The organism is Haloleucobacter albus (genome assembly GCF_052492075.1).
The window spans coordinates 132,525-150,566 of the sequence record NZ_JBQWAS010000028.1; the positions used below are offsets into that span (position 1 = coordinate 132,525).

Annotated in this window: 13 protein-coding genes; 6 read left to right on the forward strand and 7 right to left on the reverse strand. The window is 63.5% G+C overall.

Translation table 11 applies throughout. The features are described 5' to 3' along the window. Positions 1 to 180: 180 nt before the first annotated feature. From ACT6QH_RS10585 to ACT6QH_RS10595, 3 genes are all read left to right on the forward strand, one after another. Entirely contained in the window at positions 181 to 852 is a 672-nt protein-coding gene (locus tag ACT6QH_RS10585; protein WP_444974795.1) for a thiamine phosphate synthase, read from the forward strand. A 7-nt stretch (positions 853 to 859) separates the two neighbouring features. Continuing rightward, positions 860 to 1,990 carry a tetratricopeptide repeat protein gene (locus tag ACT6QH_RS10590; RefSeq protein WP_444974796.1) on the forward strand — a complete coding sequence of 377 codons (1,131 nt, stop codon included), beginning with the start codon at positions 860 to 862 and terminating at the stop codon, positions 1,988 to 1,990. 268 nt (positions 1,991 to 2,258) lie between these two features. Continuing rightward, entirely contained in the window at positions 2,259 to 3,062 is an 804-nt protein-coding gene (locus tag ACT6QH_RS10595; RefSeq protein WP_444975141.1) for an inositol monophosphatase family protein, read from the forward strand. A gap of 98 nt (positions 3,063 to 3,160) precedes the next feature. On the opposite strand, the gene mutL is transcribed toward ACT6QH_RS10595, so the two are convergent. From mutL to rph, 5 genes are all read right to left on the reverse strand, one after another. Continuing rightward, positions 3,161 to 5,137 carry a DNA mismatch repair endonuclease MutL gene (gene mutL / locus ACT6QH_RS10600; protein WP_444974797.1) on the reverse strand — a complete coding sequence of 659 codons (1,977 nt, stop codon included), beginning with the start codon at positions 5,135 to 5,137 and terminating at the stop codon, positions 3,161 to 3,163. 110 nt (positions 5,138 to 5,247) lie between these two features. Then, positions 5,248 to 6,435, reverse strand: a complete 1,188-nt coding sequence (gene hemW, locus ACT6QH_RS10605; RefSeq protein ID WP_444974798.1) for a radical SAM family heme chaperone HemW — start codon at positions 6,433 to 6,435, stop codon at positions 5,248 to 5,250. Between the two features lie 51 nt (positions 6,436 to 6,486). Next, a complete protein-coding gene (locus tag ACT6QH_RS10610; protein ID WP_444974799.1) occupies positions 6,487 to 7,107 on the reverse strand; it encodes a sulfotransferase family 2 domain-containing protein in 621 nt (206 codons plus the stop codon). Between the two features lie 113 nt (positions 7,108 to 7,220). After that, positions 7,221 to 7,856: an RdgB/HAM1 family non-canonical purine NTP pyrophosphatase gene (rdgB, locus tag ACT6QH_RS10615; protein ID WP_444974800.1), complete on the reverse strand. Its 636-nt coding sequence runs from the start codon at positions 7,854 to 7,856 to the stop codon at positions 7,221 to 7,223. Beyond that, on the reverse strand, positions 7,856 to 8,569 hold the full coding sequence (rph, locus tag ACT6QH_RS10620; RefSeq protein WP_444974801.1) for a ribonuclease PH: 714 nt from the start codon (positions 8,567 to 8,569) through the stop codon (positions 7,856 to 7,858). The genes rdgB and rph overlap by 1 nt, the downstream gene beginning before the upstream one ends. Before the next feature lie 165 nt (positions 8,570 to 8,734). Here rph and hrcA point away from each other — a divergent pair, with 165 nt between their 5' ends. Together hrcA and ACT6QH_RS10630 are read left to right on the forward strand one after the other, a co-directional pair. Further along, complete coding sequence (gene hrcA / locus ACT6QH_RS10625) at positions 8,735 to 9,832, forward strand: heat-inducible transcriptional repressor HrcA (protein WP_444974802.1); 1,098 nt, start codon at positions 8,735 to 8,737, stop codon at positions 9,830 to 9,832. 44 nt (positions 9,833 to 9,876) lie between these two features. Continuing rightward, on the forward strand, positions 9,877 to 10,860 hold the full coding sequence (locus ACT6QH_RS10630) for a zinc-dependent alcohol dehydrogenase family protein (RefSeq protein ID WP_444974803.1): 984 nt from the start codon (positions 9,877 to 9,879) through the stop codon (positions 10,858 to 10,860). A gap of 57 nt (positions 10,861 to 10,917) precedes the next feature. On the opposite strand, the gene ACT6QH_RS10635 is transcribed toward ACT6QH_RS10630, so the two are convergent. Then, the gene (locus ACT6QH_RS10635) at positions 10,918 to 13,131 is read right to left on the reverse strand and encodes a PHA/PHB synthase family protein (RefSeq protein ID WP_444974804.1); all 2,214 of its coding nucleotides are present in this window, start codon (positions 13,129 to 13,131) and stop codon (positions 10,918 to 10,920) included. A gap of 532 nt (positions 13,132 to 13,663) precedes the next feature. On the opposite strand from ACT6QH_RS10635, the gene ppdK reads away from it, so the two are divergent. Next, positions 13,664 to 16,333, forward strand: a complete 2,670-nt coding sequence (gene ppdK / locus ACT6QH_RS10640; RefSeq protein ID WP_444974805.1) for a pyruvate, phosphate dikinase — start codon at positions 13,664 to 13,666, stop codon at positions 16,331 to 16,333. Between the two features lie 125 nt (positions 16,334 to 16,458). Here ppdK and ACT6QH_RS10645 read toward each other — a convergent pair whose 3' ends face one another. Continuing rightward, positions 16,459 to 17,886, reverse strand: a complete 1,428-nt coding sequence (locus tag ACT6QH_RS10645; RefSeq protein ID WP_444974806.1) for an aldehyde dehydrogenase family protein — start codon at positions 17,884 to 17,886, stop codon at positions 16,459 to 16,461. Positions 17,887 to 18,042: the final 156 nt, after the last annotated feature.

Genomic DNA, 18,042 nt, shown 5'->3' on the forward strand with positions numbered 1-18,042 from the left:
TCCGCCATCTCCCATCAGGTTCAGGAAGGGCCGGCGCAAGCTGGCCCTTTTTCTTTTCTCCCTCCACACCCAAATTGAGGGTTCAAAACCCTTGCCGCCCGGCCTGCTGCGGTAGCAAGTTGGCGGCGCACCTGCTACCCGCCCCTTAAATTGCCCCTTTTCTGGCTGACTGATTCACACATGTCCGATTCCGAGCTGCCCCCCGCCCGCCTGATGTTGATTCTGCCCGCTGGCCCGGACCTTGAGCCGGCCCGGCTGGAAGCCGCCGTGAAGGCGGGAGATGTCGCGGCGCTGATTTTCACCATGGCTGCGCCAGCCCCATCCGGCACATCCAAACTGCTGCGCCGGCTGGCCGCGCCGCTTCAGGAGCAGGATGTTGCCGTGCTGGTGACAGACGCAGCCGAAGTGGTGGGCCCCGCAGGTCTGGATGGCCTGCATGTGAGCCTTGCCACGCCGGAGCCGCTGGAAGATGCCCTCTCGGCCATGAAGCCCGAGGGCATTGTGGGTGCGGGTGGCCTTACCACCCGCCACGAAACCATGGAAGCTGGTGAGAGCGGAGCCGATTATGTGATGTTCGGCCCGCTTGCGCCCGCGCCGGAAGATGCCGCCCATATTCGCGAGATGGTGAACTGGTGGGCAGAGCTGTGCGAGGTGCCCTGCATTGGCGTGGCCACATCTCTGGATGAGGTGGAAGCGCTGGCTCAGGAGGGCGCAGATTTCGTGGCGCTCACCGCCACGCTGCTCACCGCGCAGGAAGAGGCTGATATGGCACAGCTGGTCGCTGCCGCGCAGGCCCGGCTGGAAGCGGGCCACGCCACACGGCTTTCTCTTCTGCCTTCTGAAGAATCTTGAGGCCGGCATGATGCGCATTTCCCGACAGACGCCCCGGCGGGCTCGCCGCCTGCTGGCTGCATGGGGTACGGGCCTTGTGGCTGCCGCCCTGATGCAGCCGCTTCCGGCGCTGGCGGCCAAGGATACGGCCAAGGATACGGCCCAGAACACGGTCAAGGACAGCAAGGCGAAGAAAGAACGCCCGGCCACCTCGCGATACCCCCATAACGACCCCTTTGCCAATGCGCCGGCCGAAGGCGATACCGCCTATGGCGCGTATCAGCGCGGCTATTATCGCACCGCTTATGAGCTTGCCCTGAAGCAGGCGGAAGACAAGGGCGACGCCGCCGCCATGGTGCTGCTGGGAGAACTCTACCAGCACGGCTACCATGTGCCGCGGGATACGGAAAAAGCCCGCGACTGGTACCGCAAGGCCGCAGACAAGGGCTCGACCGACGCCATGTTCGCGCTCGGCATCATGCATCTTTCCGGCGAGGGCATGCCGGAAGACGAGCTGGGTGCTGCGAAACTGTTCCAGCAGGCGGCAGACAAGGGGCATGGGCCGGCGGCCTATAATCTGGGCCTGCTCTATCTTCAGGGTCGCAAGATCCCGGAGAATGTGGAAACCGCCGCCCGCTGGTTTCAGGTCGCGGCGGATCGTAATGTGGAAGATGCGCAATATGCCCTCGCCGTGCTGATGAAGGAAGGCAATGGCGTCCAGCAGGATCTGGCGGCCTCCGCCGGGATGATGCGCCGGGCGGCGGAGCGGGGGCATGATACGGCCCAGCTTGAACTTGCCATCATGCAGTTCAACGGCATTGGCATACCCAAGGATGAGCCAGCGGCCGCCATTCTGTTCCGCAAGTCTGCGCTGGCCGGTAACGCCATCGCCCAGAACCGCTATGCCCGCCTGCTTTATGCCGGGCGTGGCGTGCCACAGGATAAGGTGCAGTCTGCCGCCTGGCATCTGCTGACCAAGAGCCGCGGCCTTGGAGACCCCCTTCTGGATGAGATGATGGCCGCCATGTCTCCAGAAGACCGGACGAAAGCCGAGCTTCTGGCGCAGAAATGGGGGCTGGACCCGCAGCATATCCGCAAGGCCGAACCGCTGGCAAAGGCCCCCGAGCCTCCGCAAAAAGAGCCCCCTCAGAAGAAGTGAGACACCGGCTCCGCGCCGTCTCTTTCAAGATGATATGCCGGACTGCGGGCAACGAATATGCGCCCGTAGTCCAGCCTTGCCCCCAAGCCCTGCTTGCGACGCGCGCCGGCCCGGCCCTTTGCGGCCTTGACGGCGAAGCACAAGGCGGGCACACGTCTGCGCCAACACCCTTTCCAAGGAAACCATGTGCGTCGGGCGATTCGCGTCTCCCATGGACCGGGCTATCTGCCCGGCCCTGCTGCCGACGCCGCATTTTCGGGTAAGCCCCATGATCCGCACGCCCCTCATCACTGTCATGACACAGGCTGTCCGCAAGGCCGGCCGCGCCCTCATCCGCGATTTCGGAGAGGTGGAACAGCTCCAGGTTTCACGCAAGGGCCCTGCGGATTTCGTTTCCGCAGCAGACCGCAAGGCCGAGGATATCCTGTTCACCGAGCTTTCCCGCGCGCGCCCCAATTACAGCTTCAACATGGAAGAGCGCGGAAAGGTCGAGGGGACCGACCCCGAGAATGAATGGGTGGTGGACCCGCTGGATGGCACCACCAACTTCCTGCATGGCATTCCCATGTTCGCCATTTCGGTGGGGCTGGTGCGCAATGGCATGCCCTATGCCGGCGCCATCTATAACCCTATCGCCGATGAACTTTTCATCGCGGAACGTGGGCAGGGCGCATATCTGAATGATCGCCGGCTACGGGTTGCGGCCCGGCAGAAGCTGGCCGATTGCGTGGTGTGCTGTGGCCTGCCCCATATGGGCCGGGGCGACCATGCCCAGTTCAACCGCGAGCTGCGCGTGGTCCAGCGGCAGGTGGCGGGTCTGCGACGCACCGGCTCGGCCGCGCTGGATCTGGCCTGGGTCGCCGCCGGGCGCTTCGATGCCTTCTGGGAACGCGGCCTTGCACCCTGGGATATCGCCGCGGGCCTCACGGTGGTGCGTGAAGCCGGGGGCTTTTCCTCCGATATGAGCGGCCAGGAAAAAATGCTGAAGACCGGCGATGTGCTCTCCGCCAATGAGGTCATTCATCGCGATCTGCTGCGCCTGCTGAAGACCGCCGGTCCGGCCGAAGCCTGAGCCTTTTGCAAGAGCCTTTTGCAAGAGCCTTTTGCAAGCGCGCCCACACGGCGCTCTCTTGAAAAGCCGCCCTTTGGGGCGGCTTTTTGCTATGCGCCTCACCGCCGGGCGAAAAGCTTCTCCACATCCTTCAGGGAGAGTGTCACGAAGGTCGGCCGGCCATGGTTGCACTCGCCGGAATTGGGGGTCGCCTCCATTTCCCGCAGCAGGGCGTTCATCTCCTCCACCCGCAGGCGACGGCCCGCGCGCACAGAGCCATGGCAGGCCATGGTTGCCGCCACATGCAGCAGGCGCCGCTCCAAGGGCAAAGCATCATCCCATTCAGCGGCATGCTCGGCCAGATCACGCACCAGCCGGGTAACATCAGCATTCTTCAGCAAGGCGGGCACTTCGCGCACCAGCACCGCGCCGGGTCCGAAGCTCTCCAGCACCAGCCCCAGGGCCTCTAGGTCACTTGCCTTTTCCGCCAGCCGCTCGGCTTCCGCCGGGTCGAGATCCACCACGGCGGGAATGAGCAGCCCCTGCCGGGCCACGCCATCACGCCCGATCCCGGCCTTGAGCCGCTCATAAACGAGGCGCTCATGGGCGGCGTGCTGATCCACCAGAACCAACCCTTCACGGGTCTGGGCGACGATATAGGTTTCATGCAGCTGCGCGCGCGCTGCCCCCAAAGGCCGGTCCAGATCCGGCGCATGAATGGGCGCGGCGTCGGCGCGGGCATCAGCGGAAGGCGGGGCGATATCAAACGCCCCCTGCCCTTCTGCTCCGAACCGCACGGCAGATGCGTCCTGATCCGGTACAGGAGCAGATACGGCAGCCTCGGCAACTCCTTCCGGCTGGGTAAAGGGCCGTGCCGGAGAGGCCCGCCAGTCATATCCGCCAGCCGGCACCCGCTCGGCAGCCGGACGCTGCCAGAAGGGCGCGCCTGCACCACCCCCCAGCCCGCCACCGGCAACAGGCCCCCCCCCACCAAAGGGCGTGGCCGGCGCAGCGGATGAGGTGGGCGAGGCCAGCACATCCAGCTCCGGCGCGCGGGCCAAAGTCACGAGCCGTTCGGCGATGGTCGCGGCAGTGCGCGGTACGCGGGTGGCCAGCGTATCGCCGATGGTGCGCACCACCAGCGCCCGCACATTGCCGCCATCACGGAACCGCACTTCAGTCTTGGCCGGATGGACATTCACATCCACCTCACGCGGATCGAGGCTGAAGAACAGCGCCAGAACCGGAAAGCGATCAGAAGGCAGAAGATCAGAATAGGCTGCGCGCACAGCCCCCATCAGCAGCTTGTCACGCACGGGGCGGCCATTGACGAACAGATACTGGCTCAGCGAATTGGCCTTGGAGAAGCTGGGCAGGCCAGCCAGCCCTTCCAGCACCACCCCTTCGCGCTGGCCGCAAATCTCCACCACATTGCGCCCAGCCTCCGCACCCAGCACATCGGCAAGGCGCGCCTTGCGGCCTTCGGCATCACATGCGCGGGCCGGCCAGGTTACAGGAGCCTTGCTCTCGCTCACCAGAGTGAAGGCCACATCCGGCCGCGCCAGCGCCAGGCGACGCACCACATCCACCGCCGCCGTATTCTCCGCCCTGTCGGATTTCAGGAATTTCAGCCGTGCCGGCGTGGCGAAGAACAAATCCCGCACCTCCACCCGCGTGCCCTCGCCCAGTGCGGCAGGTCGCGGCGGGGTGATGACGCCGCCATCCACCCGCACCTCGAAGGCATGCTGCGCCCCCCCTGGCCGGCTGGTGATGGACAAATGCGACACCGCCCCGATGGACGGCAGAGCCTCCCCCCGGAATCCAAGGGTGGAAATCGCCAGCAAATCCTCATCCGGCAGCTTTGAAGTGGCGTGGCGCTCCACGCACAGGGCCAGATCATCCGGCCCCATGCCCTTGCCATTATCCGTGATCCGCACCAGACGCCGGCCGCCGCCATGGATCACCACCTCCAGCGTGGTGGCCCCGGCATCCAGCGCGTTTTCCACCAGCTCCTTCACCACCGCAGCCGGGCGCTCCACAACCTCACCGGCAGCGATGCGATCAACCAGAACAGGGGGCAGGCGGCGAATGGGCATGAAAGGGCAGCTCCGGCGACTCGGGACATGATGAACAGGATGTTAACGTGCTTCGCCCACCCCCGCAGCACGGCCGGCCACACCGGCCTGTGCATGAAGGCCGTGCAAGCCTAGCCCACCAGTGCCGACAGCACCCCATTGAGCACCGGAAAGCCCTGTTCCGTCGCCATCAGCCGGTCGCCTTCGCGGCGGACGAAGCCATCTTCCGCCAGCATGGCGATGCGCCCTTCATCCAGCACCGTGCCGGAGAGGCGCTCATAGCGGGCCAGATCCACACCTTCGCGCAGGCGCATACCCATCAGCAGCATTTCATCGGCCTGCTCGGCGGGGGTCAGCGGCTCATCGCTCACCAGTCCGTGCCCCTCCTGCGCCACACGCGCCAGCCAGGCATCCGGCATGCGCTCGATAAAAGTGGCGCGCCGGCCCAGATTATCGCCGGAGCGGCTGGAAAGAATGCGCCCATGCGCGCCCGGCCCAATGCCCACATAGCTGCCATAGCGCCAGTAGACGAGATTATGCCGCGCCTCCGCCCCCGGCCGCGCATGGTTGGAAATCTCATAGGCGGGAAGCCCGGCGGCACGGGTCACATCCTGTGTCACATCCCACAAGGCGCGGGAGAGATCGTCGTCCGGCAGAAGCAGCTTACCGGCGCCATAAAGCCGCTCGAAGGGCGTACCCGGCTCGATGGTGAGCTGGTAGGCGGACAAATGCTCGCAGCCTTCCTCCAGCGCGCGGGCCAATTCCGCCGCCCATTGCTCCGGGGTCTGGCGTGGGCGGGCATAAATGAGATCGAAGGAAACGCGCTGAAAGGCCCGGCGCGCCACGCCCACCGCCTCCAGCGCCTCAACCGCACTGTGCATGCGGCCCAGCGCCTGCAAATCGGCATCATTCAGCGCCTGCACACCCAGCGAGACGCGATTGACCCCCGCCGCACCATAGCCCATGAAATTGGCAGCCTCCACCGAAGTGGGGTTGGCCTCCAGCGTGATTTCAGCATCCGCAGCCAGGGGCCAGGCCGCATGGATGGCCTCCAATATGCCGCCCACCAGCGCCGGCTCCATCAGCGAGGGAGTACCACCACCAAAGAAGACCGTTTCCGCCTGCTGCGGGCCGGTCAGCTCCCGCATATGGGCGATTTCCCGCCGATAGGCCGCCAGATAGGCGTTCTGGTCGGGCGGATCACGCCGCACATGGCTGTTGAAGTCGCAATAGGGGCATTTGGCGCGGCAGAAGGGCCAGTGCACATACACACCAAAGCCACCTTCCGGTGCGCGCGAGAGCTGAGGCCGCGCGCTCATGCCGCCGAGACCCACATTGCCGCCCATACTGTGACGGGGCAGCGCCTTGCCTCAGCGCGCATAATCCAGAAGGGCATAATCTTCCGCATAAAACTCTTCCACCCGCGCCCGGTCGGCCGCAGAAATCCTGGGTTGCGACACATGAGCGCTTTTATTGTCATGCAGAAGCGGGATACGCACGCCAAGATCGGCGCAGAATACCGGCCAGTTCTGCGAGAGGGTTTCCAGCTTGTAGATCTGGTTGACCAGCATGCGCCCCTCTTCATCCCGAAGAAAGACATGATGTGGCGTCCACTGCACATGGGCCTTCGCGAAGATGGCATCAAGATAGGTGGAAAAATCAAAATGCTCCGGCAGGCCGACAAAATCCCGCAGATCCGGGCGTGACGCCATATATCTGTATTGCGAAATCAGCCGCGCCAGCGGATGGCGCACAATTGCGAAGCGGAAACAGGTTTCGAAAAGCTGAGACCCCACCTCGGTGCGGATCTGCTGCGCCGTGAGATGCTGCAAGCCACCGGTCTGGTACTTGTTGTACATGGGCCGCACAAAACCCATCCAGAGATTGGCCTCGGTGCGGTCCGCCTCATGCGGCCACAAGGCATTTTCTATGGATGTGCCCCCGCATTTGGGAATGTGCACAAAGATAATGTTCCGCTTTCTGCAAATCATGCGCCCCCGCCTGATTGTAACTGACCCGGCGGCACATAGTTGCAGAAAGCACACAACCTGAAAACCACCCGCCAAGGGCGGATGGTATATTTCAGGCTTTTTTCAGGCTTTTTTCAGGCGCTTTTCAGGCAGCCCTCAGCCAGTTTCAGAAAAGCGCGGGCGCGATGGGAGAGCCCCTCGCCCAGCGGGGGCAAGCCGTGCTTTTCCTCGGCGTTCATTTCGCCAAAGGTGCGGGTGTGGCCTTCCGGCTGAAAAACCGGATCATAGCCGAAGCCCTTCTCGCCGCGCGGGGGCCAGACGATCTCGCCCTTCACCTCGCCAAGAAACTCTTCCACATGCCCATCCGGCCAGGCCACGCACAGGGCCGAGACGAAGCGGGCCGCCCGCTCTGCCCCGCTTTTGGCGCCGGTGGCCTCCAGCGCATGATGCACCTTGGCCATGGCGGCGGCGAAATCCTTCTCCGGCCCGGCCCAACGGGCGCTGAAAATGCCGGGCGCACCGCCCAGACCTTCCACCGCAAGACCGGAATCATCGGCGAAAGCAGGAAGCTGCGCCGCCCGCGCCGCCGCTTCCGCCTTGATGCGAGCATTGCCGGCAAAGGTATTCTCGGTCTCTTCCGGCTCGGGCAGGTTCAGTTCCGCAGCAGACACCAGCTCAATGCCATAAGGCGCGAGCAGCTCGCGCATTTCCTTCAGCTTGCCAGCATTATGGGTGGCGATGACCACCTTGCCTTCGAGAATGCGACCCATCACTTGAGCGCCTGTTTCTGAAGCGCCACGAGATGGTCCACCCCTTCGCGCGCCAGACCAAGAAGCGAGAGCAATTCATCCTGGGTAAAGGGGGTCTTCTCGGCCGTGCCCTGAATTTCAACAATGCCGCCAGAGCCGGTCATCACGAAATTGGCGTCGGTCTCGGCGGTGGAATCCTCGGCATAATCCAGATCGAGCACCGGCGTGCCGTCATAAATACCGCAGGAGACGGCAGCGACATGATCCTTCAGCGGATTTTGGCGCACCATGGAGCGCGAATACATCCACTCGAAGCAATCATGCAGGGCTACCCACGCCCCGGTAATGGCCGCAGTGCGGGTGCCACCATCGGCCTGCAACACATCACAATCCACCGTGATCTGCTTTTCGCCCATACCGACGAGATCGGTGGCGGTGCGCAGGGAGCGGCCGATCAGGCGCTGGATTTCCTGCGTGCGGCCGGACACCTTGCCGACGGACGATTCGCGGCGGGTCCGGTCATGGGTGGCGCGCGGCAGCATGGAATATTCCGCCGTGACCCAGCCCTTGCCCTGGCCCTTCAACCATGGCGGCAGGCGCTCTTCCAGCGTGGCGGAAACCAGCACATGGGTATCGCCGAATTTCACGAGGCAGGAGCCTTCCGCGTGGCGCATCACGCCCCGCTCGAAGGAAACTGCGCGCATTTCATTGGCGGCGCGCTTGCTGGGGCGCATGGGAAACCTCATTCATCTTGAGCCGTGTGGCGCCCCTTTTAGGAGGATGGCGGCGCAAGCACAACGAAACTTGAAGCCATGAGTGCAAGTCGACACATATTAAGGGTGACGACACATATAAGGGTGATGTCACATATAGGGGTGATGTCACCGGAAAGGCTCGCCATGCGTGATCTGCTGTTCTCCACCACGGCCGGCGCTCTGGCGCAGATTGATGCCCGCTCCCGCGAGATCTTCCGGCAGATCGTGGAAAGCTATCTGGCCACGGGAGAGCCGGTGGGTTCGCGCAATGTGGCGCGCCTGCTGCCCATGCAGCTTTCCGCCGCCTCGGTGCGCAATGTGATGGCGGATCTGGAATCCGCCGGCCTCATCTATGCGCCACACACCAGCGCCGGGCGTCTGCCCACGGAGAGGGGCCTACGCTTCTTCGTGGATGCGTTGATGGAAATCGGCGATGTGAATGAGAGCGACCGCTCCAGCATCGAGGCGCAAATGGCCGCCGCCGCCCGCGCCAATACGGTGGAAGGCGTGCTGAAGGAGGCCACCAGCCTGCTTTCGGGCCTGACCCGCGGAGCCGGCGTGGTGACCGCTACCAAGACCGACCCGGCCTTGCGCCATGTGGAATTCGTTCCGCTGGATCCGGGGCGGGCGCTGGTCATTCTGGTTTCGGAAGACGGGCAGGTGGAAAACCGTATTCTAAGCCTGCCTCCCGGCCTGCCGACTGCGGCGCTGACCGAAGCCACCAATTTCCTCAACGCCCATATTCGCGGCCGCACCCTGGCGGAAGCCCGCGCCGAAATGGAACATTTACGAGCCGAATTGCAGAACGATCTGGATTCGCTGACCGCGCGTGTGGTGGAGGCCGGCCTCGCCTCCTGGTCGGATGGCGCGCCCCATGAGCGCAAGCTGATCGTGCGCGGACAGGCCAAGCTGCTGGAAGATCTGCATGCGCTGGAGGATCTGGAGCGCATCCGCCTGCTGTTTGATGATCTGGAAGCCAAGAGCGAAGTGGTGGATCTGCTGGGCCGGGCGGAGGAAGGCCAGGCCCTGCGCATCTTCATCGGCTCGGAGAACCGGCTGTTCTCGCTTTCCGGCTCATCCACCATTGTTGCGCCCTATCGCGACGGGCAGGGCCGCGTGCTGGGGGTTCTGGGCGTCATCGGCCCCACAAGGCTCAATTACGGGCGGATCGTGCCCATGGTGGATTTCACCGCCCGCATCGTCTCTCGCGTGCTGGGCGCGCCGGGTGACGAGGGCAGCTAAGCCAGCCTCTCATTTTCCGTCTGCCCCAGCAAAAGGAATGCGTCATGGATGTGATGGTTCTCAACAAACCCGGCGGCCGGCTGGAGATGGAGCATCGCCCCATGCCGGAACCCGGACCGGGCGAGGTGCGCATCAGGGTTCTGGCCTGTGGGGTCTGCCGCACGGATCTTCACGTGCTGGATGGCGAATTGCCGGAAACCCGCCTGCCCATCGTGCCCGGCCATGAAATTGTAGGCCGGGTAGACAAGCTGGGCGCGGGTGTCACCCATCTGAAAATGGGTGAGCGTGTGGGCGTGGGCTGGCTGGGCCATGCCTGCGGCACCTGCCCTTATTGCGCAGCGCATGAGGAAAATCTCTGCGACACGCCGGAGTTCACTGGCTGCACCCGCGATGGCGGCTTCGCCACCCACACCATTGCCGACGCCAGCTTCACCTATCCCATGGGAGAAGAGGGAGAGGATACCGCCCTTGCGCCACTGCTGTGTGCGGGGCTGATCGGCTGGCGCACGCTGAAGATGGCTGGCGACGGCAAGCGCATCGGGCTTTATGGCTTTGGCGCAGCGGCCCATATCATTGCGCAGGTGGCGCGCTGGCAAGGGCGCGAATTCTATGCTTTCACCCGCCCCGGCGATGAAGCCGCGCAGGCATTTGCCCGCAGCATGGGCGCGGCATGGGCCGGGCCTTCCGATGCACCCTGCCCGGTGGAACTGGATGCGGCGCTCATCTTCGCCCCGGCGGGTGAGCTGGTGCCACAGGCCCTGCGCGCCGTGCGCAAGGGCGGGCGCGTGGTGTGTGGCGGCATTCATATGAGCGATATTCCCGCCTTTCCCTATCGCTGGCTGTGGGAAGAGCGGAAGATTTTCTCGGTGGCCAACCTCACGCGTGAGGACGCCCATGAGTTTCTGGCGCTGGCTCCACAGGTGGGCCTCACCCCCCATGTCACCCCCTACCCGCTCGCCAAGGCCAACGAGGCGCTGGATGATCTGCGCCATGGCCGACTTCAGGGTGCGGCCGTTCTGGTGCCCTGAGCCTCCCTCAAGCACAAAAGGGCGGACCTTCCGGCCCGCCCCTGTCTTTTCAGCCTGTCAGCGCTGCATGATGTAAGTGCCCGGCGCGGGGCACAGCGGCTCATAGCCCGGCGCACCCATGGGAGGCAGGCTGAAGCGCCCGGACGAGGAATGCGCGGTGAGCCATTCCTCCCATGCCGGCCACCACGAACCCTCATGCGGGATATTGGCTTCCACCCACTGCTCAGCGCCCATATGCAGCTCCTGCGCCCGCGTGGTGTGGATGCGATAGCGTCGACGCGGATGGCCCGGCTCGCTCACAATGCCGGCATTGTGGCCGCCGGATGTGAGCACGAAGGTGATCTCCGAACTGGTAAGCTGGTGGATTTTGTAGACGGAGCGCCACGGCGCAACATGGTCCCGCTCCGTGCCCACGGCGAAGATCGGCGCGCGCACATTGAGCAGGGAGATCGGCCGTCCATTCACTTCATAACGCCCTGCCGCCAGCTCATTGTTGAGGAACAGCTTGCGCAAATAATCCGCATGCATCCGATAGGGCATGCGGGTGGCATCGGCATTCCAGGCCATCAGATCATTCATGGGCGCGCGCTCACCCATGAGATTCTCCTTCACCATGCGCGACCACACCAGATCATTGGAGCGCAGCATCTGGAAGGCCCCTGCCATCTGCCCGGCGGTGAGATAGCCCTGATCCCACATCATGCTTTCCAGCAGATAGAGTTCGGCCGGATCGACAAAGAGCTGAAGCTCTCCCGGCTCGGTGAAATCGGTCTGCGCAGCAAACAGGGAGATGGAGGCCAGCCGGTCATCGCCCGCCTGCGCCATGGCCGCCGCCGTAATCGACAGGATGGTGCCGCCCAGACAATAGCCGGTGGCGTGGATCTTGAAGCCCGGTGCAATCGCGCTCACGGCATCCAGAGCGGCCATTACGCCCTGCGTGCGGTAATCATCCAGCCCCAGATCGCGATCTGTCTCATCCACATTGCGCCAGGAAATGCAGAACACCGTGTGCCCCCTGGAAACCAGATAGCGCACCAGCGAATTGTGGGGAGACAGATCCAGAATATAGTATTTCATGATCCAGGCCGGCACGATCAGCACCGGCTCAGCCACCACATCATCGGTCTGCGGGCTGTACTGGATCAGCTCGATCAGCCGGTTGCGATAAACCACCTGTCCAGGTGTCACGGCCACATCACGCCCCGGCACGAAATTCTCGGTGCCCACCTGCGGACGCCCCGCCATTTTGCGGCTGAAATCCTCTGCCGCATTGCGCAGACCTTCGGCGAAGTTGGCGCCGCCCGTCTCCCGCGCCTTGCGGATCACCTCCGGGTTGGTGAAAGGGCTGTTGGTGGGCGAGAACATGTCCAGCATCTGACGCGTCAGGAAGGAGACGACCGCCTCATTGTGCGGCGAAACGCCGGGCACGCCATGGGTGGCGTTGTGCCACCACTGCTGGTTCAGCAAAAAAGACTGATACCACAGCCGATAGGGCCACTCCTGCCATTCCGGCGCACGGAAGCGATCATCACCGGCCAGAGGGTGGATGCAATCCTGCTTGCTCTTGTCGAGGCTGGCGGCGGCCAGATAGCCGGTGAAGCGCAGCATCTTGCGCCACGCCTTCACCATCAGTTCCGCGCGTTTGCCGGGTGCCACGGAAAGGTGCATGCCCCAATCCAGCCAGGCCAGCGCCAGCGCCGTGGGCGAGAAGCCGGAGGTCAGACGCCCCACCATCGCCGCCGTGCTGCGATCCAGCGCCCGCAACGCTTCCGGGCCGCGGCCTTCATCATAATCCGGATCATCCAGACAAGAGAGTGAGGCCAGAAGCTGTGCAATCGCCTCATAAGGGCGCGGCAGGGGCAATGAAGACAGAGAAGAATGCGCCGTGGCGGGAAGCGACCAGTTCGCCATGGGCCAGGACGGCATGGAAGGCACGCCGGCCAGCCCCTGCATCATGGGAATCGGCAAGGCCGGATCGGATTTGACCGGCACATTGGCCCCCGCCCACGGAGCCGGAAGCAGAGCCCCGGAAGGCGACACCTTCTCCACCGCGCCATCAGCCCCTTGCGGGTTGAGCACAGCCGGCAGGCCAGCCGTCAACTGTTCCAGCGGCGCCAGCATCTGCTCTGTCAGGGCGGAGCCCAGCGCCGTCCACGGTGTCATCCAGGCTGAAAGAAAAGCACCACCGGCTGTCGCCGGCACCTCGGGGGAAGCAAGAGAGGGGGCAGTTATGGGCAGCTTCGTCCCCCCCTTTCCATTTTCCTCAGACATCCGCTCTCCTTCCATTCCCGCCGCACGGTCGGCCCGCCGGATCTGGCGGCGCACCATACTGACCCCATCCTACCCCAATTCCTCGCGGCGATGAGAGCCTCGATCATGGGCAAGCTGACGCAACTTTGCCTGCATCCTGTTCAGCAGCTGCGCGCCCCCGCGCACAGCCGCCGGAATTGCAGGCATCCCCCGCGACTCAGCCGGCAAAAAATGCCGAAGACGGATGCACAGGGACTTTTGCGCACCGCAGCATCGCCATCACAAAAGGTTTCATTATGGTGAACGCGCGCGCCGCAAATTTCAGCCCACAGACATGGCGAAAATGATTTTTTTGATGATTTCCAAATAGCTAAGCCCCCATCGAGGAGGCTCCCCCCTGCATCAGGCTCTTCACTTTTTTGCCTGTTTCTGCTCGAAGCAGGGCGAGTTTGATGCACGGAAGAGCTTTACGCAGTTGATGGTTTTGCTCGTGCGAGCTAAAGCATCCGCGCATTGAATATGCCAGTAGCCCCCTCGACAAGGGATCTCTTAGATGACGAAATGGGTCTACACCTTCGGCGACGGCAAGGCCGAGGGCAAAGCCGACATGAAGAACCTGCTCGGTGGCAAGGGTGCGAACCTCGCCGAGATGTCCAATCTCGGCCTGCCCGTACCGCCCGGCTTCACCATTCCCACCGAGGTGTGCACCTATTATTACAAGAACGGGCACACCTATCCCCCGGAGCTGAAGGGGGATGTGGAGAAGGCGTTGGCCGAAGTCGGTCGCCTCACCGGAAAATCCTTCGGCGATGCCGAGAACCCGCTTCTGGTGTCCGTGCGCTCCGGCGCCCGCGCCTCCATGCCGGGCATGATGGACACCGTGCTGAACCTCGGTCTCAATGACCAGACGGTGGAAGCCGTGGCCTCGCTCGCCGGCGACCGGCGCTTCGCCTATGACAGCTATCGCCGTTTCATCACCATGTATTCCGACGTGGTGATGGGTGTGCCGCACCACCATTATGAAGAAATTCTCGAAGCCTATAAGGACGAGAAGGGCTTCACGCTCGACACCGAGCTGACTGCCGATGACTGGGCCTATCTGATTGGCAAGTACAAGGCCAAGTATGAGGCCGAGCTTGGCAAGCCCTTCCCCCAGCAGCCGGAAGAGCAGCTGTGGGGCGCCATCGGCGCCGTGTTCAGCTCCTGGATGAACAATCGCGCCATCACCTATCGCCGCCTGCACTCCATTCCGGAGAGCTGGGGCACGGCTGTGAATGTGCAGTCCATGGTGTTCGGCAATATGGGTGAAACCTCCGCCACCGGCGTGGCCTTCACCCGCAACCCCTCCACCGGCGAAAACGCCCTTTATGGCGAGTTCCTCGTGAACGCGCAGGGCGAAGACGTGGTGGCGGGCATCCGTACCCCGCAGAACCTCACCGAACAGGCCCGCATCGAGGCCGGTTCCGACAAGCCCTCCATGGAAACCGCCATGCCGGCGGCCTTCAAGGAATTCGAGAAGATCTCGCATATCCTTGAAAACCACTACCGTGACATGCAGGACATGGAATTCACGGTGGAGAAGGGCAAGCTGTGGATGCTCCAGACCCGCTCTGGCAAGCGCACCGGCAAGGCCGCCCTGCGTATCGCCGTCGAGCTGGCCAATGAGGGGCTCATCACCCAGGAAGAAGCCGTCAGCCGCGTCGATCCGGCCGCGCTCGATCAGCTTCTGCATCCGGCTATCGACCCCAAGGCCGCGCGCACCGTGCTCACCACCGGCCTGCCGGCCTCTCCGGGCGCAGCTTGCGGTTCCATCGTGTTCTCCGCCGACGAGGCCGAGGCCGCCAAGGAGAAGGGCCTGAAGGTCATTCTGGTGCGCGTCGAGACCAGCCCGGAAGACATTCACGGCATGCATGCCGCTGAAGGCATTCTCACCGCCCGCGGCGGCATGACCTCGCACGCCGCCGTGGTGGCGCGCGGCATGGGCAAGCCCTGCGTGTCCGGCGCGGGTGCGCTGCGCATCGACGGCGCCGCCCAGACGCTGACCGTGGGTGGCCAGACCTTCAAGAAGGGTGATCTCATCACCATTGACGGTGGCAACGGCCAGGTGCTGAAGGGCGAAGTGCCCATGCAGCAGCCGGAGCTTTCCGGTGAGTTCGCCACGCTCATGAACTGGGCTGACAAGGTCCGCCGCCTCAATGTGCGCGCCAATGCCGAAACCCCGGCTGACGCCCGCATGGCCCGCTCCTTCGGTGCGGAAGGCATCGGCCTGTGCCGGACCGAGCACATGTTCTTCGATCAGGGTCGCATTCTCGCCGTACGCGAGATGATTCTGGCCGAGGACGAAGCCGGCCGCCGCATGGCTCTCGCCAAGCTGCTGCCCATGCAGCGCGATGACTTCACCGAGCTCTTCAAGATCATGAAGGGCCTGCCGGTGACCATCCGCCTGCTGGATCCGCCGCTGCATGAGTTCCTGCCCCACACCGAGGCGGAAACCCTTGAGGTGGCCAAGAGCCTTGGCGTTGACCCGGAAAAGATCACCCGGCGCAACAAGGAGCTGCACGAGATGAACCCGATGCTCGGGTTCCGCGGCTGCCGTATCGCCATCGCCTATCCGGAAATTGCCGAGATGCAGGCCCGCGCCATCTTCGAGGCGGCCGTGGCTGCTGCCCGCGAAACCGGCGAGGCCGTGGTGCCGGAAGTGATGGTGCCGCTGATCGCCACCTCTGCCGAGTTCAAGATCGTGGAAACCGTGATCCGCAACACCGCCATGGCGGTGGAAGAGGAAACCGGTGCGAAGCTCACCTTCAAGGTGGGCACCATGATTGAGCTGCCGCGTGCCGCCCTTCAGGCTGGTGAAATCGCCAAGAGCGCCGAATTCTTCTCCTTCGGCACCAATGATCTCACCCAGACCACGCTCGGTATTTCTCGCGATGACGCCGGCAGCTTCCTGGGCGTTTATGTGCAGAAGGGCATCATGGAAATTGATCCCTTCGTCTCCATCGACGTCGATGGCGTGGGCGAACTGGTGAAGATCGGCGCAGAGCGTGGCCGCGCCACCCGCCCGGACATCAAGCTGGGCATTTGCGGCGAGCATGGCGGCAACCCCGCCTCCGTGGCTTTCTGCGAAAGCATCGGGCTGGATTATGTGTCCTGCTCGCCCTATCGCGTGCCAATTGCCCGCCTCGCCGCAGCGCAGGCCGCTCTGGTGAAAAAGAACGGATGATCCGAGAAGGGCCGGAAACGGCCCTTCTTTTTGCCGGCTGCGCCGTGCAAGGAAACACCCATAAAAAACGGGAGAGCAGGCCCCTGCTCTCCCGTTTCCTGTTTCAGGCCCCTGTGGCGACAGGCTCAGGCCCGGCAGCCCACAATGCCCTTGGTCTCCAGAAACTCCTCCAGCCCATACACGCTCCATTCACGGCCATTACCAGAGCGCTTGTAACCACCGAAGGGAGCGCTGATATCCGTGGCCGGGCTATTGATATAGACTGAACCCGCACGCATCTGCCGCGCCACCTCCTCGGCCTTCTCGACATTGGCGGAAGAGATATAGGCCGCCAGCCCATATTCAGTGTCATTGGCCATCTCGATAGCCTCTTCCTCACTGTCATAGGGCAGGATGGAAAGCACCGGACCGAAAATTTCCTCACGCGCAATGCGCATATCCGGGTGCACATCCGCAAAAATGGTGGGGCGTGCATAATAGCCCACCTCCAGCCCCTCCGGCCGCCCCGGTCCTCCAACCACAAGCCGGGCACCTTCCGCCACACCGGCTTCAATCAGCTTCTGCACCTTGTGGAACTGGGTTGCGCTGGAGAGCGGGCCCAGATTGGCATTCTCGCTGCGCGGATCTCCGGGAATGAACCCCTCCGCCGCCTGACGCGCCAGTTCGATCACTTCTTCCTGTCGGTCCCGCGGCACCAGCATCCGGGTGGGGGCGTTGCAGCTCTGACCGCTATTGCCGAAACAGCCCGCCACGCCCCGCGGCACGGCCTTTGCGAAATCAGCATCCGCCAGCAGAAGATTGGGGCTCTTGCCACCCAGCTCCTGATGGATACGCTTCACCGTCTCGGCACCCGCCTTCGCAATCAGAATGCCGGCGCGCGTGGAGCCGGTGAAGGACACCATGTCCACATCCGGATGCGCCGAAAGCGGTGCCCCAACCGAAGGGCCATCCCCGTTCACAAGGTTGAACACCCCCTTCGGCACACCGGCCGCCTCCATGATCTCCGCGAAGATCAGGGCATTGATGGGGGAAATCTCGCTCGGCTTCAGCACCATGGTGCAGCCGGCGGCAATGGCCGGGGCCACCTTGCAGGCAATCTGATTCAGCGGCCAGTTCCAAGGCGTAATCATGCCCACCACACCAACCGGCTCCTTCAACACCCGCAGATGCCCCTGCTGATGCTCGAACTGATAGGTCTCCAGTACCCGCAGCATCTCTTCCAGATGCGCCTGGCCAATCCATGTCTGTGCGGTGCCCGCCAGGCTCATGGGTGCACCCATCTCTCGGGAGAGGGCATCCGCCAGTTCATCATAACGCTTCTTGTATTCCGCCAGAATCGCGGCCAGCAATTCACGCCGCTCCGCCACCGTAGTGCGCGAGAAACTTCTGAACGCCCGGCGGGCGGCCGCCACGGCCCGGTCTACATCCGCTGCACTTCCGGCGGCAATGCGCGTGAACACCTTTTCCGTGGAGGGATCTTCCACGTCAATGAAGGCAGGCACTTCCGGCATCACCCATGCGCCGTCAATATAGAATTCGGTCTCATGCGCCATGGTGCGTTTCCTGTGTTCTGATTTGCACGAAAAGATGCCCGCCCGCACACCGCTGAAGCGTGGCCTTCTGATGCATCATATTGGGCCCTGCGGCTTCCCCTGCAAGGCATGCTGAGATGTGCAACAAAAATGAAGCGGGTTTGAACGCCGGAGAGT